The following is a 22579-nucleotide window of genomic DNA, read 5'->3' as shown; positions in this document are numbered from 1 at the left end:
AACTGGCTCGGGATCACGGCAGGGCCCCACCGGCAGGGACCTTGGGCCACTGTAGCAGTGGCCCGTGGCCTGCCGGCGAGCGCCGGGGACGTTACGGTGCCGCGGGCGTCAGCTTCAGCAGCCAGCCGTCGCCCTTGGTGCCGCCGTCCTCGAGCAGCCAGAGCGCGCCGTCCGGGCCCTGCTCCACTTCGCGGATGCGGCGCTGCATCGGGTATCGCTCCACTTCGCGAGCCGCCTCGCCGTCGAAGGCCACGCGCACCAGGGCCTGCGACGACAGGCCGCCGATGAAGCCATTGCCCTTCCAGGCCGGGAACAGGTCGCCGCTGTAAATCACGAAGCCGGCTGGCGAGATCACCGGCGTCCAGGTGACCAACGGCGCGGCGAACTCGGGGCGGGTGTCGTGGTCGGGGATCGGGCGACCGTCGTAGTGGTCGCCGTTGGACACGATCGGGTAGCCGTAGTTGAGCCCCTTGCCGATGCGGTTGAGCTCATCGCCGTCCTTGGGGCCCATCTCGTGCGCCCACAGCTGGCCGTCGGCGTCAAAGGCGATGCCCAGGATATTGCGATGGCCCAGCGACCAGACCTGCGCGCCCACGTCATCGCGCTCGGCGAACGGATTGTCGGCCGGCACGCTGCCGTCGTCGTTCAGGCGCAGCAGCTTGCCCAGGTTGCCGGTCATGTCCTGGGCGGGGTCGAACTTCTGGCGCTCGCTGGAGCTGATCCAGAGCTTGCCGTCGCCATCGAAGGCGATGCGGTGGCCGAAGTGGCCGTCGCCCTGCTGCTTGGGCGACTGCACCCAGATCGTTTCCACGTCGGTGAGTGCGCCGCCGCCCTGATCGTCGAGCGCCAGCTTGCCGCGCGCGACCACGGCGCCGGTGTTGTCGTCCTCGCCTGCTTCGACATAGCTGATGTAGACCATGCCGTTGCTGGCGAATTGCGGATGCAGCACCACGTCGCCGAAGCCGCCCTGGCCGCGATGCACCACCGCCGGCACGCCGGTGACCTCGCCCGCCTCGCCGCTGGCCGGGTCGAACAGGCGCAAGGCGCCGGACTTCTCGGTCACCAGCAGGCGCCCGTCCGGCAGGAAGGTCATGGCCCACGGCGCATCGAACTGCATGACTTCGGCGGTCTCGAAGCCGCTGGCGCTGGCCAGGGCCGGCGGCGCATCCGCGGCGGCGGGCGTCGCCACGGCGGGCGCCACCTCGGCCTGGCCGGCATCGCTGGTGTTTCCGCAGCCCACCAGCAGCGCGATGGATGCGGCCAGGATCCAGGAATTCCGATGCTTCTTCATGATGCTGCTCCTCTTGGTTCGACCCGCGTCGGGCCAGCGGCCAAGGTAGACCAGCGTCAGGAAGGGCGAAGTGAAAATGGCGTCAACCGTGCGCGTCGAACCGCAACGCGCGACGGGGTCAGGCGGATGCCGCCGTCATCTCGGCGGCCAGCGCCGCATCGAGCTCACCGGCGCGAATCACGGCCGGATGCGCGGCTACTCGCGCCATGTAGGCAGTGATGACGGGCAGCTTGGGCACGATGCCGAAGCCCGTGGTCCAGGTGAGCGCGGTGCCCCAGAGCAGGTCGGCGGCGGTCAGCGTGTCGCCCAGCAGGTAGTCGCCGCGCGAGAGCTGGTTCACCAATACCTGGATCACGGTGTCGTAGTCGCGGTAGGGCGCCGCGCTCGGCTCCAGCGGCTCACGCTTGTAGGCGTGGTCGAGCAGCGCGGGCTCGAAGCAGGCCGCGTAGAACGCCAGCCAGCGCAGGTAAGGTCCGCGCAGCGGGTGGTCGAAGGCAGGCGCCAGCCCGGCGGCGGGAAAACGATCGGCGAGGTAGATCGTGATGGCGACCTGCTCGGTGACCACCGCGTCGCCGTGCACCAGCGTCGGCAGCTTGCCCAGCGGATTGATGGCGAGGAATTCCGGCGTGCGGGTCTGGCCTGCCGCGAAGTCCAGCGGCGTCACCGCGTAGTCGGCGCCCACCGCCTCGAGCAGGACGCGTGCACTGGCGGAGCGGGATTTCGGGTTGTGGTAGAGCGTAAGCGTGGTCATGGCGGATCCTCGATAAGCGGCAAGTGCAGGAAAGCTAGCCCGTATTGCGGACATTTATTGTCCTCGATAGTCTCGCCGCATGCTTTCAACCTCCGCCCGCCTGCTCCGCCTGGCCAGCCTGCTGCAATCGCGGCGGCACTGGCCGGGCGCTGCGCTGGCCGAGGCACTGGGCGTGGAGGCCCGCACCCTGCGCCGCGACGTCGAGCGTCTGCGCGAACTCGGCTATCCGGTCGAAGCGTCCTCCGGCGTGGGCGGCGGCTACGCCCTGGGCCGCGGCGCCGCACTGCCGCCGCTGATGCTGGACGACGACGAAGCCGTGGCGCTGGCGATCGCGCTGCGCGCCGCCAGCGCCAGCGTCGGCGGCATCGAGGCGACTTCAATTCAGCTGATGGGCAAGCTCGACCAGCTGATGCCGCAGCGACTGCGGCGGCGCGCCACTGCCCTGCATGCGGTGACGCTGTCGCTGCGCACCGGCCCGCCGCTGGTGGACGCGGGCTTGCTCAGCGAACTGGCCACCGCCTGCCGCGACGGCCGCACGCTGCGCTTCGCCTATCGCAAGCACGCGGGCGACACCGCGGCCCGCCACCTGCAGCCGCAGCGAATGGCCAACTACGGCCGCCGCTGGTATCTGATTGCCTGGGCCCTTGAACGCGAAGACTGGCGCAGCTTTCGCATCGACCGCATCGAGGGCAGCATCCAGAAAGGCGCGTCTTTCCCGCCCCGCCCGGTGCCGCCGGACGTGGCCGCTCGCCTGGAACGCGGCATCGCCTACGCGCCCTTCGCTTGCCGTATCACACTTCGCCTGGAAGGCAGCGTGGACGAACTGCAGGCGGTGCTGCCGCTTTGGTGCGGCGTGGTTGAACCCGACACGGCCACGCACAGCCTGCTGCACATGGGCGCGGAGTCGCCGGAAGGCCTGCTGGCCCAGGTTCTGATGATCGGGCGCGAGGTGCAGCTGGTGGACGGCCACGCGGTGGCGCCGGAGATCGCGCAGGTGCTGGCGCGCATGTCTTGCGTCTTCGGCAACATACGCGCGGAGGCGGCGACGTGAGAGCGACCTTGGTCGCCGGCCTGGCCGGCCGCATGGCGCAGCGCAGCATGGGAATCGAGAAGTAATCGCAGCGGCCGGTCCCCCGCACCTGCTACGTTGCCCCGGTACACCTTGGGGAAACGTCCTATGACTTCCTGCCTGCGCGTCAGCCTTCCGCTCGCCCTGCTGTTGGCCAGCAGCCCTGCCCTCGCCGCCGACACCCCGGCCGACACGGCGCTCGAAGCCCGCATCACCGCCATGGGCAAGGTCGGCAGCGCGTCATCGCCCCAGTACTCGCCCGACGGCAAGCACATCGCCTTCATCACCACGCTCAGCGGCTCGCCTCAGGCCTGGGTGATCCCGGCGGGCGGCGGCTATCCACGGCAGGTCACCAGCTACGCCGATGCGGTGTCGGGACTGCGCTGGTCGCCCGACGGCAAGCTGGCCTACGCGGTGTCGCCGGGCGGCGGCTACAACGCGCAGCTCTACCTGACCGACGTGAACGGCACCGACGTGCGGCGCATCAACGAAGGCGACGCCAACACCTTCGCCGGCGACTTTGCGCCCGACGGCCGCTACCACTTCCGCAGCAACGCCCGCGACCCCGCCACCACTGACATCTGGATGTACGATCCGGCCACGGGCAAGGCAAGCATCGCCGTGGAGATGGACGGCCTGGGCCTCATGGCCGACCTGCTGGGCCAGCACGCCCTGGTGAACCGGCTGGTCACCCGCGGCGACAGCAACCTGTGGCTGGACGACCTGAGCACGGGCAGCCGCCTGCTGCTGACCCCGCACGAGGGCACCGCCGAGAGCTGGGGCGAGTTCGGAAAAGACAGCAGCACGGTCTACCTGGCGCACAACCTCGACCGTGACCGCAGCGCGCTGGGCCGCGTGGACATCGCCACCGGCGACCGCAGCTTCAAACACACCGAACTGGCCGCACGCGACGACGCCGAGCTCGATGCCTTCACCCTCAACGACGACAAGACGCAGGCGCTGCTGACCTGGAACGTGGCCGGCCGCAACGAGCTGGAGCTGATCGACCTGGCCACCGGCGAACGCCACGAACTGCCCGCCGCCCCGGCCGAACTGGTGAGCGGCGCCGACTATTCGCCCGACGGCACGCGCCTGGTGATGGCACTAAGTGGATCCGCCGCCCCCGCCGACCTGTGGCAGCTCGACCTGGCCACCGAGGAATACACCCGCCTCACCTTCAGCCCGCACCCGGGCGTGGACCTGACCACGCTGGTGAAGCCGCATCTGCGCACGTACCAAGCGCACGACGGCCTGGAACTCTCCGGCTGGCTGTACCTGCCCGCCGGCTTCAAGCAGCCCGGCCCCGTGGTGCTGAGCTTCCACGGCGGCCCCGAAGGCCAGGAGCGCCCCGCCTTCCGCGCCGACTACCAGGCCTTGCTGGCCAGCGGCATCGCCGTGTTCGCACCCAACATCCGCGGCAGCTCCGGCTTCGGCAAGGCTTTCATGAGCCTGGACAACCACGCCGGCCGCTTCGATGCCAACAAGGACATCAAGGCCACTGCCGACTTCCTGGTGAATGAAGGCATCGGCGCCAAGGGCCGCCTGGGCATCATGGGCGGCAGCTACGGCGGCTACGTGGTGATGGTGGCCGTGACCGACTACCCTGACACCTTCGCCGCCGGCGCCAACCTGTTCGGCATGGTGAACTTCGAGACCTTCTTCGCGCAGAGCACGCCGTGGATGGGCGCGATCAGCACCGGCGAGTATGGGGATCCGAAGACGCAGCTGCAGTTGCTGCGCGATCTGTCCCCGATCCACAAGCTGGATCGCGTGGTGACGCCGCTGTTGGTGATGCATGGGGCGAATGACACCAATGTGCCGGTTGTTGAAGCCGAGCAGGTGGTGGGTGTGCTGAAAAAGCGCGGAGTTGAGGTGGAGTACGTGCTGTTCCCCGACGAAGGGCATGGCTGGAGGAAGCAGCCGAACCGTGTGCATTCGACCTTGCAGCTGGCGAAGTTCTTCGGCGAGCATCTTTAGCTCACCAGCGGCAAACACTTACCCGGCGAAGCGCGTGCTTCGCCTGGCCTCGCGCCGGCCGGAAAGACACCGTGGAGGAGACGCCTCCCGGACTTTCCATCTATGCCACCTGGTGGCACACTTCCCCTGCCCCGCATTTTCGTTTCCTTGGCCTTCAAGCGATGGCAGCGCAGTGCGGGGATCCCTGACCGTGCGCTCGCCATCTCGGTCGCGGAAATGCGCGCCGACCTGATAGATGCCGACTTGGGCGGTGGCCTCGTCAAGAAGCGGATGGCAGTCGCCGGCGGCGGGAAACGAAGCGGCGCCCGCGCCATCATCGCAACGCGTCTTGGCGAACGATGGTTCTTCCTCTATGGCTTCATGAAGAACCAGCACACCAACATCGGCCACAGGGAATTGGCGTCACTGCGGGGCTGGGCTGCCGAACTGCTCGCCTTGACCAATCAAGCGCTGGACGCCGCGTGCAAGGCAGGAGAACTCCATGAAATCGACCAACAAGCCACGATCACGCACTAGGAGCCCCATCCTGGACGCGGTGCACGAAGGCGCCACGGGCCTGTATGAGTTGGGCTTCATCGACAAGCGCCGCATGGCCGAATTCGACGCCATGTGCCTGCCGCCGATCCCCCCGTACACCCGCACGCGCATCGTCGCCCTGCGCCGACGCCTGCAGCTCAGCCAGGCAGTGATGGCCAGCGTGCTTAATACCAGCGTGTCCACGGTGCGCAAGTGGGAGCAAGGCGACAAGCAGCCGAGTGGGCCGTCGTTGAAGCTGCTGGACCTGCTCGATCGAAAGGGATTGGAAGCTATGCTCTGAGGAGCTGAACTGACGGATCTGACCCCGGCGCTGGCAATACAGGCGCTGACCCGGCTCTGCTGCGCCGGCCACGTCGACGGGGCAAGCTATGCCATCCCCGCCTTGGAGAGACCCATGACCGACCCGTACAACTCAAGCCCAATCACGACCCGCGCACCGCTGCTCGATCGGACGATGGTCACTACGTCCCTAGAGCTGCCTGGACTCCGCATCGTTCGCAGTCTCGGCGTCGTTCGCGGAATCGTTGTGCGCTCACGCTCAATCGTTGGCAACTTTATCGGCGGCATACAGACACTGTTCGGCGGCAACATCACCATTTACACGCAACTGTGTGAGCAGGCGCGCCTGGAAACCTATAACGACATGGTGGCGGACGCGCGCAAGCTCGGTGCCAACGCTATCATCGGCATGCGCTACGACGCCACCGAATTGATGACGGGGCTGACGGAGGTGCTGTGCTACGGGACGGCAGTGGTAGTAGAGACGAAACCGTCCTCGACTTGATCAGGCGAGACACGATTTACGTGATCACGCGCGACCGATTTTTTAGTTGGATGCAGGATTGATCCTTTCGACATCAATCTTGTACTGCTTTATCGCGCGGGCTACATCCTTGCCATTCATCTTTCCTTCCGCCGCCAGCGCCGCAATCGCGGCATGCGCGATGTAGTAGCGGTCGACCTCGAAGAAGCGACGCAGGTTGGCGCGGGTGTCGGAGCGGCCGAAGCCGTCGGTGCCCAGCACGGTGTAGTGCATCGGCACGAAGGCGCGGATCTGGTCCGCGAACGCCCGCACATAGTCGGTCGCGGCAATCGCCGGGCCCTGCTGCCCTTCCAGGCAAGCGGTGACGTAGGCCTTCTGCGGCTTTTTGGCTTCCGGATGGAAGCGATTGAACCGCTCCGCCTCGAACCCATCCCGGCGCAGCTCGGTAAAGCTCGGGCAGCTCCAGATATCGGCTGACACGCCGAAGTCCTTGTCCAGAAGCTCCGCCGCGGCGATGGCTTCGCGCAGGATGGTGCCGCTGCCGAGCAGCTGCACGCGCAGCTCGCCTTTCTTGGGCTTGCCGGCGTCCTTGAGCAGGTACATGCCCTTGAGGATGCCTTCGGCCGCGCCTTCGGGCATATCCGGGTGCGCGTAGTTCTCGTTCATCAGGGTCAGGTAGTAGTACTCGTCCACCTGGTCTTCCAGCATGCGCTTCATGCCGTGCTGCAGGATCACCGCCACTTCGAAGCCGAAGGTGGGGTCATATGCTTTGCAGTTCGGAATCGCGCCGGCCAGCAAATGGCTGTGGCCGTCTTCGTGCTGCAGGCCTTCGCCGTTGAGCGTGGTGCGGCCGGCGGTGGCGCCGAGCAGGAAGCCGCGCGAGCGCATGTCGGCCGCCTGCCAGGCGCTGTCGCCGATGCGCTGGAAGCCGAACATCGAGTAGTAGATGTAGAACGGCAGCATCGGCTGGTCGGACGAGGAGTAACTGGTCGCCGCCGCCATCCACGAGCTGAAGGCGCCCGCTTCGGTGATGCCCTCTTCCAGCACCTGGCCGGTCTTGTCTTCGCGGTAGTACATCAGCTGGTCGGCGTCGACGGGCTTGTACTTCTGACCGTCGCGGGCGTAGATGCCGATCTGGCGGAACAGGCCTTCCATGCCGAAGGTGCGTGCCTCGTCGGCAACAATGGGCACCACCAGCGGGCCCACCTGCTTGTCGCGCAGCACGATGTTCAGGCACTGCACGAAGCTCATGGTGGTGGAGTTCTCGCGCTCGCCGCTGCTCTTGAGCAGGCGCTCGAACACTTCGAGCTTGGGCGCGGTGAGTTCCTTGCTGGTCTTGGCGCGGCGCTGGGGCAGGTAGCCGCCCAGCTTCTCGCGGCGTGACTTGAGGTACTCCACTTCGGGGCTCTTCTCGCCCGGGTGGTAGAAGGGCACGTCGAGCAGCTTGTCGTCGGCCACCGGAATCTGGAAGCGGTCGCGGAAGGCGCGCACGGCGCTGTCATCGAGCTTCTTGGTCTGGTGCGTCGGGTTCAGCGACTCACCCCAGCTGCCCATGCCGTAACCCTTCACGGTCTTGGCCAGGATGACGGTGGGCTGGCCCTTGTGGTGCACGGCCGCGTGGTAGGCGGCGTACACCTTGTGCGGGTCGTGGCCGCCGCGGTTGAGGCGGGTGATGTCCTGGTCGCTGAGGTTGCTGACCAGGTTCTTGGTGATGTCGTACTTGCCGAAGAAATTCTCGCGCGTGTAGGCGCCGCCGAAGGCCTTGCAGTTCTGGTACTCGCCGTCTACGGTTTCCATCATCAGCTTGCGCAGGCTGCCGTCGGTGTCACGCGCCAGCAGCGGATCCCAGTAGCTGCCCCAGACCAGCTTGAGCACGTTCCAGCCGGCGCCGCGGAAGCTGCCCTCCAGTTCCTGGATGATCTTGCCGTTGCCGCGCACCGGGCCGTCCAGGCGCTGCAGGTTACAGTTGATGACGAAGACCAGGTTGTCCAGGCCCTCGCGGCCGGCCACGCCGATCGCGCCCAGGCTCTCGGGCTCGTCCGTCTCGCCGTCGCCCAGGAAGCACCAGACCTTGCGGTCGGAAGGTTCGATCAGGCCGCGGTGTTCGAGATACTTCAGGAAGCGCGCCTGGTAGATGGCGCTGATCGGGCCCAGGCCCATGCTAACCGTGGGGGTCTGCCAGTAATCCGGCATCAGCCAGGGATGCGGATACGAGCTGATGCCCTTGCCGTCCACTTCCATGCGGAAGTGGTTGAGCTGGTCTTCGCTGATGCGGCCTTCCAGGAAGCTGCGGGCGTAGATGCCCGGCGAGCTGTGGCCCTGGATGTAGAGGATGTCGCCCGGATGATTCTCCGACGGCGCGCGCCAGAAGTGGTTGAAGCCCACGTCATACAGCGTGGCGCCCGAGGCGAACGAGGCGATGTGGCCGCCCAGGTCACCGGGCTTGCGGTTGGCCTTGACCACCATCGCCATCGCGTTCCAGCGAATGATGCTGCGGATGCGCCATTCCAGCGCGGCGTCGCCGTCGCTCTTGGCTTCCAGGTGCGCGGGGATGGTGTTGATGTATTGGGTGGTGGGATTGAAGGGCAGCTGGCCACCGGTGCGCCGGGTCAGTTCCACCATGCGCTCGAGCAGGTGGTGGGCGCGCTCAGGGCCATCCACGTCCATCACCGCCTTGAGCGATTCCATCCACTCGCGGGTTTCGGTCGGGTCGAGGTCGTTTTCCAGTACGTCGTTCAGCCAATTCATCGCGTCTTCCTGTGGCCGGCGATCGGGCGCGGCCTATGGGTTCAGAGTCAGTACCCGGAGTTTAGCCCAGGCCGGCTTCCCGACGCCCCCGTATGCACCTGCCCGCCTCGCCCCGGCCGGGGCCGGTGCGGGCCTGCATGGCGGAGAGCCAGGCGCTAGCGCGCCACCCACAGCGACCCGTAGACCAGCAGCGAGCCGACCACGTAGATCATCTCCACCAGCCGCTTGCGGGCGGGCTTGTCGCGCGAGCGCGTGATGTCGAGCAGCATCTGCCGCAGCAGGAAGGTGTAGAGGATGTAGTAGATGAAGGGCGTGACGTGCACCGCCGCCGGGTAGTCGGACAGTTCCTTGCCGAACCAGGACAGGATCGTTTCGATCTCCACCCAGATGCCCAGTAAACCGAGCCCGGCGTTGATGAACATCCACTTCACCTCGTCCCGGCCGAAGATGGCGAAGTAGAACAAGACGTAGACAAGGATGGCGATGCCGCCGTGCATGTACAGGAAGGCCAGGTCGACGTTGTTCGCGACATAGGCCATGAAAAAGCCGGACAGGCCGAACATCCCCATGTGCAGCAGGAAGAACGGATAGATGAACAATAGCGGCGCCGGCTGACCCTTTCGGATGAGCTTGCCGTTCACGGTGATGTCGCTTTGCAGTTTCATGGTCACGCCCCCTGGCGGGAAAGATCGCCGGGAACCCGGGCGATGGCAAGCACCGGCTCAGCCACGGCGACCAAACCAGCGGCGCGGCAGCAGCAGTTTGAGTGAGCGCTCGAAGGCCTTGCGACGCAGGCCCGGAAAGCACAGGCCGGCCCAGAGTGGACCGAGCCAGCGGCGGCGATCGGACTCAAGCAGTGCCTCGCGCATGTCCGCCTCCAGCCGATACATGCGGGCGAGGCCGCGGCCCTGTTCACGACGCGTCAGCGGCAGGTCCGGGCGGGCATCAATGCAGCGGTCCTGGTCATCGGCGATTTCCCGATACATCTGAGCCACGCGCTGCTGGCGCCGGGTCCAGGTGTCTACGTCGGCCCCGCTGCGGTCGAAGACCCAGCTGCCCAGATTGTCGTCATGGCGACGGTAGCCCAGCAGCGGCTCCGGCAGGCAGTGGCATTCGCCCAACAGCACCGCGCGCAGCTGCAGCGCGTTGTCCTCCACCCGCCCCTGCAGCGGGGGCATGGCGGTGAACACCTCGCGCCGCACCGCCATGGAAGCGCCCAGCACGGTCAGCAGATGGCCGGCACGGCGCAGGTCGCGCTGGGTCAGCACCGGCTTCTGGCCGCGATTGCGCGGCTTGATGATTTCGCCGCGGGAATTGATGTCGTTGACCGTGGAGCCGACGATCATGGCCTGGGGATGCCGCTGCAGGTGCGCGACCAGTCGCTCCACCCGATGCGGGTAGGCCACGTCGTCGCCGGCCAGAAAAACCAGAATGCCGGTGCGCGCCAGCGGCGCCAGTTCGGTCAGGTGGGCGCACAGGCCCAGGTTCTGGCGGGTGCTGCGCACCTGCAGGCGATGCGGTCCGCGGTAGTCCCGGACGCGGTCGGCGATGCGCTGGAGCGAGGCGTCGCCGGAGCTGTCGTCGGAAACGATGATCTCGCAGGGAACGGTCTGGGCCAGGGCGGAATCGAGCGCCTCAACCAGAGTGTCCTGCATCCGGTAGGCGACCAGCAGGATGGTCGCCACCGGCGCCGTTTCCTCCGCCACGCCGGCCCCGGACAGCGAAGACTGTCGCGGGACGGTGAGCGTGCTCACCTCAGCCCCGCGCGGCCCGGATCTGGGCATCCACGGCGGCGATGGCCGTCATGTTGACCACCCGCCGCACGGTCGCCGAGGGCGTGAGCACGTGCGCGGCGCTGGCCAGGCCCATCAGGATCGGGCCGATGCCGACGCCGTCGGTGACGCTGCGCACCAGGTTGTAGCTGGCGTTGGCGGCATCGAGATTGGCGAAGGCCAGCAGGTTGGCGCGACCCGAGAGCTGCGATTGCGGGAAGATGCGCTGACGCGCTTCTTCGTTCAGCGCGATGTCGGCGTGCATCTCGCCCTCGACCTCGAGCTTGGGCGCGCGCCCGCGCAGGATGGTGAGCGCGTCGCGCATCTTCTGCGCCGAGGCGCTTTCGCTGGAGCCGAAGTTGCTGTGGCTGACCAGCGCCGCCTTGGGCGTGATGCCGAACAGCTTGAGGCGGAATGCGGCCTGCACCAGCGACTCCGCCACTTCGGCGGCGCTGGGGTCGACGTTGACATGGGTGTCGGTGAAGAAGAACACGCCCTTGTCGTTGAGCACTGCACTGAGCGCGGACACGCCGCGGGTTTCGCTTTCCACGCCGAGGATTTCGCGCACGTACTTGAGCTTGCGCACGAAGCGGCCGACCAGGCCGCACAGCAGCGCGTCCGCTTCGCCGCGGCGCACCATCAGCGCCGCGATCACCACGTCGCGCGAGCGCACGATGGCCTTGGCGGCCGAGGGCGTGATGCCCTTGCGCTGCATGATCTGGTGGTAGAGCTGCCAGTAGTCGTTGAAGCGCGGGTCGTCGCCGATATTGGTCACGTCCACGTCAACGCCGATGCGCAGGCGCAGGCCCAGTCGCTCGATGCGGCGCTCAATCACCGCCGGGCGGCCAACCAGGATCGGCCGGGCCAGGCCTTCGTCCACCACGGTCTGCACGGCGCGCAGCACGGTCTCTTCTTCGCCCTCGGCGTAGACCACGCGCTTAACGTCGATGCGGGCACGGTCGAACACCGGCTTCATCAGCAGGCCGGTGCGGAACACCCAGCTGCTGAGGCGGTCGCGGTAGGCCTCGATGTCGTCGATCGGACGGGTGGCGACGCCGGAGTCCATGGCGGCCTGTGCGACGGCCGGCGCCAGCGACACCAGCAGGCGCGGGTCGAAGGGACGCGGGATCAGGTATTCCGGGCCGAAGGAGGGGGTTTCGCCGGCGTAGGCAGCGCCCAGGTCGGTGGCTTCGCGGCGGGCGAGGTCGGCGATCGCGCGCACGCAGGCCAGCTTCATTTCCTCGTTGATCGTGGTGGCGCCCACGTCCAGCGCGCCGCGGAAGATGTAGGGGAAGCAAAGCGCGTTGTTGACCTGGTTGGGATGGTCGCTGCGGCCGGTGGCGATGATGGCGTCGGGCCGCGCCTGGCGGGCCAGCGCGGGATCGATCTCGGGCGTGGGGTTGGCCAGGGCGAAGATCACCGGGCGGTCCGCCATCTGCCTGACCATGTCCGGGGTCAGCACGTTGCCGGCCGAGACGCCGACGAACACATCGGCGCCGACGATGATGTCGGCCAGCGTGCGTGCCGGGGTGTCGCGGGCGTAGCGGATGATGCCGTGGTTGGCGCCGCCCGGCGCCAGGTCGGCGCGGCCGGCGTGCAGCACGCCGTCGCGGTCGGTGACCAGGATGTTGTGCGGCTGCATGCCCAGCGCCACCAGCATGTCCAGGCAGGCGATGCCGGCCGCGCCAGCGCCGCTCACGGCCAGCTTCACCTGGGCGATGTCCTTGCCGACCACGTGCAGTGCGTTCAGCACTGCGGCGCCGACGATGATCGCGGTGCCGTGCTGGTCGTCGTGGAAGACGGGGATCTTCAGCCGCTCGCGCAGCTTGCGCTCGACCACGAAGCATTCCGGCGCCTTGATGTCCTCGAGGTTGATGCCGCCGAAGGTCGGCTCGAGGCTGGCGATGATCTCGACCAGCTTGTCGGGATCGTTCTCGGCGATCTCCAGGTCGAAGACGTCGATGCCGGCGAACTTCTGGAACAGCACGCCCTTGCCTTCCATCACCGGCTTGCCCGCCAGCGGGCCGATGTTGCCCAGGCCCAGCACCGCCGTGCCGTTGGTGATCACGCCGACCAGATTGCCGCGCGCGGTGAGCGCGCTGGCTTCACCCGGGTCGGCGACGATCGCTTCGCAGGCCGCCGCCACGCCCGGCGAATAGGCCAGGGCCAGGTCGCGCTGGGTGATCATGGCCTTGGTGGACGTGACCTTGATCTTTCCCGCCGGCGCCTGCCGGTGGTAGTCGAGGGCGGCTTGCTTGAAGTCTTCTTGTTCGGACATGGGCGGGAAGTGTCTCGTGCCGCGCGCGGACGCCGGCGAACTGGGCCTTCGATTGTAGCGGCCCACCGGCAAGGCTGCCGACGCGTCCGTATGGCCGCGGCTGGCGATGCCCGGCCCGGGCGGCCAGAATGCGGCTTTCCCGCCCGGCCCGACCATGCCCCCAGCCCCCAACGCCACCCCGCGCCTGCGCGCCCTGCCGCTACTGCTGCTGTTGGTCGCGCTGCAGTGGCTGCTGGTGGCCAACCCCGGCTACTTCAGCCACGACGAACTGCAGTGGGGCGCCCACGCCAACGTCGCGCACTGGCGCGACCTGCCCTGGGTGTCGTGGACCGACGTTGGCACCTTCCAGTGGCGTCCGCTCACCTTCAACCTGTGGTTGCTGCTGTCGCACCTGAGCTTCGACTGGCCGCAGGCCATGCACCTGGCCTGGGTGCTGATGGGCAGCGCGGTGGCGCTGGCGCTGGGCGGCCTGCTGCTGCGGCTCGGGGCCTCGACGACCGTGGCGCGCACGGCCACGGGCTTGTTCGTGCTGGGCCCCTATGCGGCCTATGTGCACGGCTGGGTCGGCACGCTGGCCGACCTGCTGTGGGTGGGGTTGGCCGTGGCGCTGGCGCATGCGCTGCTGACGCTGCGGGCGCGCGCCGCGACGCCGTTGCTGACCGCCGCGGTGGCGTTCGGATTGACGGCGCTGGCGCTGCTGGCGAAAGAGGCGGCGCTGGCGATCCCGGCGCTGTTGGCCTGGGTGTGGTGGCTGGGTCGCCATGGTCCGGTGCGGCTGGCGGCCGTGGTCGGCAGCGGGCTGGCGGCGGTGGTTTATCTGGCGCTGCGGCTGGACACGCTGATGACGCCGGCCGAGGCCACGACCTACGCGGTATCGCCGTTGTCCGCGCCGCGCAACTGGGCGACCTATTGGCTGTTCCCGCTGCGGCCAACGGCGTTCGAGGCCAGCGCGACCTGGTACGCGTCGGCACGGCACCTGGTACTCAGCGCCGGCCTCATGCTTGCCCTGGTCGCGCTGATTGCGCGGCGCGCGCCGCGGCGGGCGCTGGCCCTGCTGGTTGGCGCCAGCCTGGCGCTGGCGCCCGCGCTGGCGCTGGGCTTTGCCGCCAACCAGTACGGCTACGGGTTCTGGGCCTGGGTCGTGGCCTGCCTGGCGCTGGCCTGGCCCGCGCTGGGTCGCGGCGGCCGGCTGTTGCTGCTGTTGCTGGCGCTGGTGTCGAGCTGGCACGGCATCAATGTGCAGCGCGAAATGCAGGGGGTGGGCGAGCGCCAGGCGGTGTTCCAGCCGGCGCTGGTGGCCGCCCTGGCCGGCCATGCCGGCGAGCTTCGACTGTTGACCCCCGATCGCGACGAGTGGATCTACCTGCGCCTGAGCCATGAGGTGCCCGCCTGGCGCGGTCAGCCGATCGGCGACCGGGTGGTCTGGGTGAGCGAGGCGGCGCAGGCGGACTATCGGGTGGCGGACGACGGCAGCCTGCAGCGGCCGTGAAGCGTGCGCGTTGTCAGAGCCCCAGCACCAGGTCGTCGGCTTCCACCTGGTCGAGCCGGATCTTGTTGGCGAACAGCGAGAACGCCAGCATCCCGGCCAGTCCGTTCGCCCGCTGCATCCACGGCGGCACGTAAAGCGGTGCCGCCAGCGCGCCGGATTCGAAAGCGTTCTCCAGCGCGAACACGTCCTCTAGCGCCATCTTGCCGGCGAACAGCTGCCGCGCCTGGCCCAGCTTGCGGTGACGCAGGCACCAGCGGAAATAGGTGTGCACCGACAACAGGCCGCGCAGGTAAACGGTGTCCTTGGTGAAGGCCGCACCGCCGCCCAGCGGCACGCCGCGGAACACGCGCTGGCTGGAGGTGAAACTGTCGACCGCCGACTGCCCCGAGGCCAGGAAGAAGCGGAACACTTCGACGAAGTCGGCGCCGTGGATGGCCTTGTCAATGGCGAGGATGCGCAGGCTGATGCGCTTCATGCGCTCGATGTCCATCGAGCCCGAGATCAGCTCGGCAAAGGTGGCCAGGCCTTCCTGGGTCGCGGTGGTGCGCGGTGAACCGCGGGCCAGGGACTTCAGGTGCGGCTGCTCGCGGCCGTTGAGCCCGGTGAGCGTGTGCACGAAGGCTTCGTGCACCAGCAGCTGGTTGCGATCGTATTCGCTGAAGCCGGTGTTGGTGCGCAGCCGGATACGGGTGGAGCTGGCCGCGGCTTTGGCGATCAGGCCATCGTCGAGCTCGACCCGCACCTTGTGCTCGGTAAAAAAAGCATCCACCGCCGCCTGTAGTTCGGCCTGCACGGTTTCCGCCGGCAGTACGTAGTCCGGCTCGACTTCGCGCAGCTCCTGGTCGAGTTGGTCGGCCAGCCCCACGAAGTGAGTGGCCGCCTCGATGTGGGTAGGGCCGTCGCCGGGCAGCAAGTCCACCGGGCGCCCGAACAGCCGCGCCGAATACGCCGTGACCCGGTGCGAGCCGACGGCATCAAGCAGGCGCGTGGTGATGCGCCAGCTTTCGCTGGTCAGCTGCAGGTAGCGCCCCAGCGGATCGTCGGCATCGGCAAGGTCGTGGACCTTGTCCAGCTCTTCGCGCACCGCGGCATAGTCGCCGCGCGGATATTCCGGCTGGGGCATGTGGATGCGGCCGATCTTCCAGGCGCCCAGGAACTCGCCCTGGATACGCGCCGGCCAGCTGACCGACTCCAGCAGGCGGATACCGCGCACCGCCGCCACCAGACGCGCATCCAGCGCGGCATGGTGCTCGAGCGATCGCGCGGCGGCGTTCATCGGCGGCCGAGCTTGTCCTTGGTGCGGCGGTGCTTGGCCTTGAGCGCCAGCGCCTCTTCGGCCCGGCGCGCGGCCTGGGTGACGGCGGCGGCCTCGGCCTCATCGCGCAGCTTGACGTAGTTGAGATAGCGCGCTTCGTCGAGCGTGCCGTCCTCGATCGCGGCCCGCACCGCGCAGCCGGGCTCGTTGCCGTGCACGCAGTCGCGGAAGCGGCAGCCGGCGCTCAGGGCTTCGATGTCTTCGAAGGCGTCAACGATGTCCTCGTCGCCGCTGAGCTTCACTTCGCGCATGCCGGGCGTGTCGATCAGGCAGCCGCCCTGCGGCAGCGGCGTCAGCACCCGGAAGGTGGTGGTGTGGCGGCCGCGCGAGTCGTTGCCGCGCACGGTGTTGGTTTTCATCTTGTCGCGGCCCAGCAGCGTATTGGTGAGCGTGGACTTGCCCGCGCCGGAACTGCCGACCAGCACCACGGTGTGGCCCGGCCCCAGGTAGGGATGCAGCACCGCGACGCTGGCGGCGTCGCGGGCGTTGATGGCGTGGATGGGCACGCCCGACTCCTCAACCTCCATCAACAGATCAATGCAGTCCTCGACGATGTCGCACTCGTCGGCCTTGGTCAGCACCAGCACCGGGTCGGCGCCGCTGGCGCGGATCACGACCAGGTAGCGTTCGATCCGCCGCGGGTTGAAGTCCTGGTCCAGGCCGACCACCACCAGCACGTGGTCGACGTTCGCGGCGATCAGCTGTTGGCGGTGGTGTTCGCCGGCGGCGCCCCGCTTGAGCAGGGCATGGCGCGGCAGCAGGGCCAGGATGTTCTTGCCGGCCTCGTCCAGGGTGACCCAGTCGCCGACCGCGGCACGCTGCTCGGGCGGGCAGCGCGGCCGGGTCCAGGGCAAAGGCGGCTGCACCTTGAGCACCTCGTCGGCGCGGGTCGCCACGTCGTAGGCGCTGCGGTGCTGGCCGACCACGCGGGCCAGGCGGGTGCCGGGGGCGGCGGCGAGTGCCTCGCGGCGGGCGTCGTCATCGGGCCAGCCGATGGGGCGCAGGAGGTCGAGAGCTTCGGGGGTGGGCTGCATTGGCCGCGATGATAGCGCCAACGCGAACACACGCCGATCACTTGCCCGCGGCCATCCTGCGGACATGGAACGTTTTCGTATAGCCGTACTTGTCCTTGCCGCCCTGGGTTTCCTGGGGTTCGGCCTCGCCATCGTGGCCGCCCCGGAGGCGGTGTTGGCGACGGTCGGCATCAGCGGCACCACGGCTGGCCTGGTGGAACTGCGCGCCTTCTACGGCGGGCTGGAGCTGGGTCTGGGAGCGTTCCTGCTTATTTGCGCGGCCAAGCCGAGCTGGCGCGCGCCGGGCCTGCTTTCGGTGGCCCTGATCAACGGCGGCATCGCCCTCGCCCGCCTGCTGGGCATCGCCCTGAGCGGGGAATTCACCGGCTTCTTTGCCGGCGCCCTGGTCTGGGAAGTGGGCTTCACCCTGGCGGCGGTGATCGCCCTGCGCAAACAGTCCGGCTGAAAGCACCTCGCTATTCGGCTAACCTCGGCCCAGCACCCCGGTCCGAGTCCCCTGCAGCATGCCCCACACGCCCCTGCCGACCCGCGAAAGCCTGCGCGAGGTCCGTTATGACATCCGCGGCGAACTGTCCCGCCGCGCCCGCGAACTCGAGGGCCAGGGCCGCCAGCTGATCCGCCTGAACATCGGCAACCCCGGCGCCTTCGGTTTCCAGGCCCCTGCCCACCTGCAGGCGGCGCTGGTCGGCCACGTTGACCAGTCCGACCCCTACACGCACCAGCAGGGCCTGCCCTTGGCCCGCGAAGCCGTGGCGGAACTGCACCGCCAGCGCGGCACCCCGCAGGCCAGCGCCGACCGGGTTTTCATCGGCAACGGGGTCAGTGAGCTGATCGATATCTCGCTGCGCGCCCTGCTAAATCCGGGCGACGAAGTGCTGCTGCCGGCGCCCGACTACCCGCTGTGGAGCGCCGCCACCATCCTCAACCAGGGCCGGCCGGTGTACTACCGCTGCGCGCCCGGAAACGATTTCCTGCCCGACCCGGATGAAATCGAAAAACTGGTGACGCCGCGCACCCGCGCCCTGGTCGTGATCAATCCGAACAATCCGACCGGCGCCAGCTACCCGCGCGAGCTGCTCGAGAAGCTCGTCGCGATTGCCGCGCGGCACCGGCTGCTGCTGCTGGCGGACGAGATTTACGACGGCATCCTCTACGACGAGGCCCGCTTCACGCCCTTGGCGCCGCTGGCCGGCGACGTGCCCTGCCTGAGCTACGGCGGCCTGTCGAAAGTGTGGCGCGCCTGCGGTTGGCGCGTCGGTTGGGCGGTGCTGTCGGGCCACCCGGCGACGGTGGCTGACTACCACCAGGCCATGGACCTGCTCAGCGCCCTGCGCCTGTGCGCCAACGTGCCGGCGCAGTTCGCGGTGCCGGCGGCGCTGCAGGGCCCGGACACCATCCTGGCGCTGACGCGTCCGGGCGGTCGCCTGCACGAGTCACGGCGAGCGGTGATCGAATGCTGCGCCGCCAGCGAACACCTGTCCGTGGTGGCACCGGCCGGCGCGCTGTATGCGTTTCCGCAGGTGGTCGGCGAAGCCGCGATCGATTTCGACGACCAGGCCTTCGCCCTGGAGCTGCTGGAAACCGAAGACGTTCTGGTGGTGCCCGGCAGCGGCTTCAATGTGCCCGATTCCCGCCATTTCCGGGTCACCCTGCTGCCCGAGGCCGGGCTGATGCGGGAGGTGTTCGCGCGCATCGACCGGGCGCTGGGCCGACATGCGGCTCGCGTGCGGCGCGTGGCCTGAGCTTCGATGACCGGGACCATGCGCTACCTGGCGCTGGGCGATTCCTACACGATCGGCGAGTCGGTGCCCGAGGCCGGCCGCTGGCCACAGCAACTGGCCCTTGCCCTGCGGGCGCGGGACATCGCGCTGGACGATCCGCGCATCATCGCCGCCACGGGCTGGAGCACCGACGAACTGTCGGCGGCGATGGATGCGGCTGAGCCGCTGGGCCAGTACGACTTCGTGTCGCTGCTGATTGGCGTCAACAACCAGTACCGGGGCTGGAACCTCGGCGAATACCGGCTTGAGTTCGCTGGCCTGCTGGAGCGCGCGATCGCTTTGGCGGGCGATCGCCCCGGCCGCGTGCTGGCGCTGTCCATCCCGGACTGGGGCGTGACGCCCTTCGGACAGGCCAGTGGCCGCGATACCGACGAGATCGCCCGCCAGCTGGACGGCTTCAACGCCGCGGCGGCGGATGAGTGCGCAGCTCGTGGCGTGGGCTTCGTGGACATCAGCCCGGTCAGCCGTGTGCGTGGCGCGGAGCCCGGCATGGTCGCCGAGGACGGGCTGCATCCGTCCGCGGCCATGTACACCCGCTGGGCCGCGCTGGCGCTGCCGGCCGCGGCCCGGCGGCTGGCACCCGCCGCCGTGTGAGCGGGGCTTCAGGTGCCGTCGTCGGCCGGTGGAGTAAAATGGCGGTCTAATTCCCTGGAGTCGGCCATGTCCCTTTCGCCTGAAACCCGCGCGCGCATCGAATCGATCCTGGCCGCAAACCACGTCGTGCTCTTCATGAAGGGCGAGCCGCGCGCCCCGCAGTGCGGCTTCTCGGCCAAGGCCGTGGGCATCCTGGACGGGCTGCTGCCGGGCTTTGGCCACGTTGACGTGCTGGCCGACGCCGAGGTCCGCGAGGGCATCAAGGCCTACGGGCAGTGGCCAACCATCCCGCAGCTCTACGTCGGCGGCGAGCTGCTGGGCGGCAGCGACATCATCGAGCAGATGCTCAACAGCGGTGAACTGCATACCGCCCTGGGCCTGGCGGCCCCGGACCGCACGCCGCCGACGATCGAGATCAGCCCCGCCGCCGCCGAAGCCATCGGGCGCGCCATGGACGGTGCCGATGCCGACGCCGCGCTGCACCTGTCGGTGGACCCGCGCTTCAACGCCCGCTTCGAACTCAAGCCGGCCACCGGCCAGGAGATCGTGGCCGAGGCCGCCGGCCTGCGCCTGCACATGGACCTGGCCAGCGCCCCGCGCGCGAACGGCATCCGGATTGACTGGGTCGAGGACCCGCGCGGGGCGGGCCTGGCCGTGCACAACCCGAACGCGCCGCCGGCGGTGAAGTCCATGTCGGTGCAACAGCTGCACGACCACATCATCGCCGGCAGCGTGGACGTGGTGGACGTGCGACCGGCGCAGGCACGGGCCCTGGCGCCGTTCCCGCACCCGCATGAGGTGCTGGACGAGGACAGCCGCGAGCGCCTCGAGGCCCTGCCCACGGACCTGCCGCTGGCCTTTCTTTGCCACCACGGCCAGTCCAGCCGGCAGGCGGCCGAGTACTTCCGCGGCCTGGGCTTCCACGACCTTTACAACGTCGAGGGCGGCATTGACGCCTGGTCCGCCGAAATCGACCCGTCTGTACCGCGTTACTGAACCCGTTAGCAACTATGACATCAGGCCGTGGCGCACCTAGAGCAATTGCGTTAATTTAGCGCCATCTGCAGGCCAGCCCGGCCAATGAAGGTGTGCATCCGGGCCCGGCCTCGACCGAGGAGAGGATGGATGCGCAGCTGGATAGTGATGCCGATCGGTCTGGCCCTGGTCGCCTGCGGTGGCGGCGGCGAGGCCGGAAACGGAAGCCCGGGCGGGCTCGCGGCCGAGGCCTGCAAGGTCGCCGCGGAATCGAGGCTCGCCGGCAAACTCTACGAGTTGGACACGACCGCGCTGGGCGCGAGCATGCGTGATGCGCCCAACGGCGAGAAATTCCTCACCGCACCGATCGTGATCGAGCCGGGCCTGACCTCGGAAGTGAAGCAGATCGTCGAGTGCACGGTGCGCTTCAGCGACGCGAAGCCAGCACCGGACGTGGTGGGCTTCGTCTTCAACTGGTAACCGCACCTTCATGCAGGAGGGCCTTCAGGCCCGAAGCTTTTCGGTGAAGAGCTTCGGGCCTGAAGGCCCTCCTACAGGTATTTTATTCGTCGAAGCGCAGGTGCTTTACGGACTTGCCGTGGCGACGGATCAGGCGCAGCGCTTCGATGCCGATCTGGATGTGGCGCTCGACGAAATGCTCGGTGACCACACGGTCCGAGGCTTCGGTCTTCACGCCTTCCGGGATCATCGGCTGGTCTGACACCAGCAGCAGTGCGCCCGCCGGGATCGAGTTGGCGAAGCCGGCCGAGAAGATCGTCGCGGTCTCCATGTCGATGGCCATGCAGCGCAGCTTGCGCAGGTATTCCTTGAACGCTTCGTCGTGCTCCCACACGCGACGGTTGGTGGTGAACACCGTACCGGTCCAGTAGTCGTGCTCGAGATCGCGGATCATGGTGGAGACCGCGCGCTGCAGCGCGAACGCCGGCAGGGCCGGCACTTCCGGCGGCAAGTAGTCGTTGCTGGTGCCTTCGCCGCGGATCGCCGCGATCGGCAGCACCAGGTCGCCCAGCTGATTCTTTCGCTTGAGTCCGCCGCACTTGCCCAGGAACAGCACGGCCTTGGGACCGATGGCCGACAGCAGGTCCATCACGGTAGCGGCATTGGCGCTGCCCATGCCGAAGTTGATCATCGTGATGCCGTCGGCGGTGGCGCTGGGCATGGGTCGGTCGGCGCCGACGATGGGGGCGCCCGTGAGCCGTGCGAAGGTGTTGAGGTAGCCGCCGAAGTTGGTCAGCAGGATGTGCTCGCCGAAGTCGGCCAGCGGGACGCCGGTGTAGCGGGGCAGCCAGTTGCTGACGATTTCCTGTTTGTCTTTCACGTATTGATATCCTTTTTTGTTGTTTTTCTACGCATTGCGCGGCCATTCTGCCATGCAGGCCGTGAACCGTGACCGCTTGGACTTGGCAACCGCCCGGCGCTGCGGCTAGGGTTGCTGGATTACCGGGGAGACCACGATGTCCATACGATTGAAGGCCACGCTGCTGGCCGCCACCCTGCTCGCCTTGCCGGCGCTGTCGGCAGCGGCGGCGCAGCCCTACGCCAGCACCTACACGCCCGTTGCTTCGGGCCCGGTGCTGATCCGCAACGCAACCGTGCTGACTGGCGACGGCCAGCGGCTGGAGGGCGCCGACGTGCTGATGCGGGACGGCCGCATCGCCGCCGTAGGCCCCGGCCTGGACGCCACCGGTGCCACCGTCGTGGACGCCAGCGGCAAGTGGGTCACGCCCGGCATCATCGACGTGCATTCGCACCTGGGCGTGTACGCCAGCCCGGGCGCCGCCGCGCATTCGGACGGCAATGAAATGACGACGCCCGTGACCGCCCAGGTCTGGGCCGAGCACGCGGTGTGGCCGCAGGATCCCGGCTTCCCGGCGGCGCTGGCCGGCGGCGTGACCTCGCTGATGGTGCTGCCCGGCTCGGGCAACCTGATCGGCGGCCGCGGCGTGGTGCTCAAGAACGTCCCCGCCACCACCATGCAGGGCATGAAATTCCCCGGCGCGCCGCACAGCGTGAAGATGGCCTGCGGCGAGAATCCCAAGCGCTACTACGGCGGTCGCGGCCAGTCGCCGATGACCCGCATGGGCAACATGGCCGGCTACCGCGCCGCCTTCATCGAAGCCGCCAAATACCGCGCGGCCTGGGACAAGTACGAAGCGGCGAACGCCGAGACCGGTCGCGGCAAGT

Annotated in this window: 20 protein-coding genes and 1 pseudogene; 12 read left to right on the top strand and 9 right to left on the bottom strand. The window is 68.3% G+C overall.

The window, feature by feature from the left end:
- Positions 1-91: 91 nt before the first annotated feature.
- Both ACYVGY_RS00910 and ACYVGY_RS00905 read right to left on the bottom strand, forming a co-directional pair.
- Positions 92-1291, bottom strand: a complete 1200-nt coding sequence (locus ACYVGY_RS00910) for a PQQ-dependent sugar dehydrogenase (RefSeq protein WP_460455611.1) — start codon at positions 1289-1291, stop codon at positions 92-94.
- A 118-nt stretch (positions 1292-1409) separates the two neighbouring features.
- On the bottom strand, positions 1410-2042 hold the full coding sequence (locus tag ACYVGY_RS00905) for a glutathione S-transferase family protein (protein ID WP_460455610.1): 633 nt from the start codon (positions 2040-2042) through the stop codon (positions 1410-1412).
- Positions 2043-2121: 79 nt separating this feature from the next.
- Between ACYVGY_RS00905 and ACYVGY_RS00900 the strand changes: the two genes are divergently transcribed.
- The 5 genes from ACYVGY_RS00900 (at position 2122) to ACYVGY_RS00880 (ending at position 6409) form a co-directional block, all read left to right on the top strand.
- The gene (locus ACYVGY_RS00900; RefSeq protein WP_460455609.1) at positions 2122-3093 is read left to right on the top strand and encodes a helix-turn-helix transcriptional regulator; all 972 of its coding nucleotides are present in this window, start codon (positions 2122-2124) and stop codon (positions 3091-3093) included.
- A gap of 126 nt (positions 3094-3219) precedes the next feature.
- Complete coding sequence (locus ACYVGY_RS00895) at positions 3220-5088, top strand: S9 family peptidase (protein WP_460455608.1); 1869 nt, start codon at positions 3220-3222, stop codon at positions 5086-5088.
- A gap of 102 nt (positions 5089-5190) precedes the next feature.
- The gene (locus ACYVGY_RS00890) at positions 5191-5604 is read left to right on the top strand and encodes a type II toxin-antitoxin system RelE/ParE family toxin (RefSeq protein WP_460455607.1); all 414 of its coding nucleotides are present in this window, start codon (positions 5191-5193) and stop codon (positions 5602-5604) included.
- Complete coding sequence (locus ACYVGY_RS00885; RefSeq protein ID WP_460455606.1) at positions 5570-5905, top strand: helix-turn-helix domain-containing protein; 336 nt, start codon at positions 5570-5572, stop codon at positions 5903-5905. Before ACYVGY_RS00890 ends, ACYVGY_RS00885 begins: the two co-directional genes overlap by 35 nt.
- Before the next feature lie 114 nt (positions 5906-6019).
- On the top strand, positions 6020-6409 hold the full coding sequence (locus tag ACYVGY_RS00880) for a YbjQ family protein (protein WP_460455605.1): 390 nt from the start codon (positions 6020-6022) through the stop codon (positions 6407-6409).
- A gap of 42 nt (positions 6410-6451) precedes the next feature.
- Here the strand turns inward: ACYVGY_RS00880 and aceE are convergent, their stop codons facing one another.
- The 4 genes from aceE to ACYVGY_RS00860 form a co-directional block, all read right to left on the bottom strand.
- Complete coding sequence (gene aceE, locus ACYVGY_RS00875; protein ID WP_460455604.1) at positions 6452-9136, bottom strand: pyruvate dehydrogenase (acetyl-transferring), homodimeric type; 2685 nt, start codon at positions 9134-9136, stop codon at positions 6452-6454.
- Between the two features lie 155 nt (positions 9137-9291).
- On the bottom strand, positions 9292-9801 hold the full coding sequence (locus ACYVGY_RS00870) for a hypothetical protein (RefSeq protein ID WP_460455603.1): 510 nt from the start codon (positions 9799-9801) through the stop codon (positions 9292-9294).
- A gap of 57 nt (positions 9802-9858) precedes the next feature.
- On the bottom strand, positions 9859-10890 hold the full coding sequence (locus ACYVGY_RS00865; RefSeq protein WP_460455602.1) for a glycosyltransferase: 1032 nt from the start codon (positions 10888-10890) through the stop codon (positions 9859-9861).
- A gap of 1 nt (position 10891) precedes the next feature.
- On the bottom strand, positions 10892-13186 hold the full coding sequence (locus tag ACYVGY_RS00860; RefSeq protein ID WP_460455601.1) for an NADP-dependent malic enzyme: 2295 nt from the start codon (positions 13184-13186) through the stop codon (positions 10892-10894).
- Between the two features lie 154 nt (positions 13187-13340).
- On the opposite strand from ACYVGY_RS00860, the gene ACYVGY_RS00855 reads away from it, so the two are divergent.
- Positions 13341-14675, top strand: coding sequence for a hypothetical protein (locus ACYVGY_RS00855; protein WP_460455600.1), 1335 nt, complete (start codon positions 13341-13343; stop codon positions 14673-14675).
- Between the two features lie 13 nt (positions 14676-14688).
- On the opposite strand, the gene ACYVGY_RS00850 is transcribed toward ACYVGY_RS00855, so the two are convergent.
- Positions 14689-15951: a flavohemoglobin expression-modulating QEGLA motif protein gene (locus ACYVGY_RS00850; protein WP_460455599.1), complete on the bottom strand. Its 1263-nt coding sequence runs from the start codon at positions 15949-15951 to the stop codon at positions 14689-14691.
- Positions 15948-17024 (bottom strand): ribosome small subunit-dependent GTPase A, encoded by a 1077-nt coding sequence (gene rsgA, locus ACYVGY_RS00845; protein WP_460455598.1) that lies wholly within the window; start codon positions 17022-17024, stop codon positions 15948-15950. Before rsgA ends, ACYVGY_RS00850 begins: the two co-directional genes overlap by 4 nt.
- Before the next feature lie 64 nt (positions 17025-17088).
- Here rsgA and ACYVGY_RS00840 point away from each other — a divergent pair, with 64 nt between their 5' ends.
- From ACYVGY_RS00840 to ACYVGY_RS00820, 5 genes are all read left to right on the top strand, one after another.
- Positions 17089-17469: a DUF4345 family protein gene (locus ACYVGY_RS00840; RefSeq protein ID WP_460455597.1), complete on the top strand. Its 381-nt coding sequence runs from the start codon at positions 17089-17091 to the stop codon at positions 17467-17469.
- Positions 17470-17527: 58 nt separating this feature from the next.
- Positions 17528-18766, top strand: coding sequence for an aminotransferase class I/II-fold pyridoxal phosphate-dependent enzyme (locus ACYVGY_RS00835; protein ID WP_460455596.1), 1239 nt, complete (start codon positions 17528-17530; stop codon positions 18764-18766).
- Between the two features lie 6 nt (positions 18767-18772).
- Positions 18773-19399, top strand: a complete 627-nt coding sequence (locus tag ACYVGY_RS00830; RefSeq protein WP_460455595.1) for an SGNH/GDSL hydrolase family protein — start codon at positions 18773-18775, stop codon at positions 19397-19399.
- A 66-nt stretch (positions 19400-19465) separates the two neighbouring features.
- Complete coding sequence (gene grxD / locus ACYVGY_RS00825; RefSeq protein ID WP_460455594.1) at positions 19466-20395, top strand: Grx4 family monothiol glutaredoxin; 930 nt, start codon at positions 19466-19468, stop codon at positions 20393-20395.
- A gap of 129 nt (positions 20396-20524) precedes the next feature.
- Complete coding sequence (locus ACYVGY_RS00820) at positions 20525-20854, top strand: hypothetical protein (protein ID WP_460455593.1); 330 nt, start codon at positions 20525-20527, stop codon at positions 20852-20854.
- An 82-nt stretch (positions 20855-20936) separates the two neighbouring features.
- Here ACYVGY_RS00820 and ACYVGY_RS00815 read toward each other — a convergent pair whose 3' ends face one another.
- On the bottom strand, positions 20937-21713 hold the full coding sequence (locus tag ACYVGY_RS00815) for an AMP nucleosidase (RefSeq protein ID WP_460455592.1): 777 nt from the start codon (positions 21711-21713) through the stop codon (positions 20937-20939).
- Between the two features lie 136 nt (positions 21714-21849).
- Here ACYVGY_RS00815 and ACYVGY_RS00810 point away from each other — a divergent pair.
- Positions 21850-22524, top strand: a pseudogene (locus ACYVGY_RS00810) (amidohydrolase family protein); the annotation flags it as partial.
- Positions 22525-22579 lie beyond the last annotated feature (55 nt).

The organism is Arenimonas alkanexedens, from assembly GCF_054781355.1.
The sequence above is the reverse complement of the archived record's forward strand: the minus strand, read 5'-3'. Positions and strand labels throughout refer to the sequence as shown.

What these genes read in the sequence shown, in the direction of transcription:
- ACYVGY_RS00830 (WP_460455595.1), top strand. Translation starts at nt 18,773, where the DNA reads ATGACCGGGACCATGCGCTACCTGGCGCTGGGCGATTCCTACACGATC.
- ACYVGY_RS00885 (WP_460455606.1), top strand. Translation starts at nt 5,570, where the DNA reads ATGAAATCGACCAACAAGCCACGATCACGCACTAGGAGCCCCATCCTG.
- ACYVGY_RS00820 (WP_460455593.1), top strand. Translation starts at nt 20,525, where the DNA reads ATGCGCAGCTGGATAGTGATGCCGATCGGTCTGGCCCTGGTCGCCTGC.
- ACYVGY_RS00880 (WP_460455605.1), top strand. Translation starts at nt 6,020, where the DNA reads ATGACCGACCCGTACAACTCAAGCCCAATCACGACCCGCGCACCGCTG.
- ACYVGY_RS00890 (WP_460455607.1), top strand. Translation starts at nt 5,191, where the DNA reads ATGCCACCTGGTGGCACACTTCCCCTGCCCCGCATTTTCGTTTCCTTG.
- ACYVGY_RS00895 (WP_460455608.1), top strand. Translation starts at nt 3,220, where the DNA reads ATGACTTCCTGCCTGCGCGTCAGCCTTCCGCTCGCCCTGCTGTTGGCC.
- grxD (WP_460455594.1), top strand. Translation starts at nt 19,466, where the DNA reads ATGTCCCTTTCGCCTGAAACCCGCGCGCGCATCGAATCGATCCTGGCC.
- ACYVGY_RS00855 (WP_460455600.1), top strand. Translation starts at nt 13,341, where the DNA reads ATGCCCCCAGCCCCCAACGCCACCCCGCGCCTGCGCGCCCTGCCGCTA.
- ACYVGY_RS00850 (WP_460455599.1), bottom strand. Translation starts at nt 15,951, where the DNA reads ATGAACGCCGCCGCGCGATCGCTCGAGCACCATGCCGCGCTGGATGCG.
- ACYVGY_RS00905 (WP_460455610.1), bottom strand. Translation starts at nt 2,042, where the DNA reads ATGACCACGCTTACGCTCTACCACAACCCGAAATCCCGCTCCGCCAGT.
- ACYVGY_RS00910 (WP_460455611.1), bottom strand. Translation starts at nt 1,291, where the DNA reads ATGAAGAAGCATCGGAATTCCTGGATCCTGGCCGCATCCATCGCGCTG.
- ACYVGY_RS00835 (WP_460455596.1), top strand. Translation starts at nt 17,528, where the DNA reads ATGCCCCACACGCCCCTGCCGACCCGCGAAAGCCTGCGCGAGGTCCGT.
- rsgA (WP_460455598.1), bottom strand. Translation starts at nt 17,024, where the DNA reads ATGCAGCCCACCCCCGAAGCTCTCGACCTCCTGCGCCCCATCGGCTGG.
- ACYVGY_RS00860 (WP_460455601.1), bottom strand. Translation starts at nt 13,186, where the DNA reads ATGTCCGAACAAGAAGACTTCAAGCAAGCCGCCCTCGACTACCACCGG.
- ACYVGY_RS00840 (WP_460455597.1), top strand. Translation starts at nt 17,089, where the DNA reads ATGGAACGTTTTCGTATAGCCGTACTTGTCCTTGCCGCCCTGGGTTTC.
- aceE (WP_460455604.1), bottom strand. Translation starts at nt 9,136, where the DNA reads ATGAATTGGCTGAACGACGTACTGGAAAACGACCTCGACCCGACCGAA.
- ACYVGY_RS00900 (WP_460455609.1), top strand. Translation starts at nt 2,122, where the DNA reads ATGCTTTCAACCTCCGCCCGCCTGCTCCGCCTGGCCAGCCTGCTGCAA.
- ACYVGY_RS00870 (WP_460455603.1), bottom strand. Translation starts at nt 9,801, where the DNA reads ATGAAACTGCAAAGCGACATCACCGTGAACGGCAAGCTCATCCGAAAG.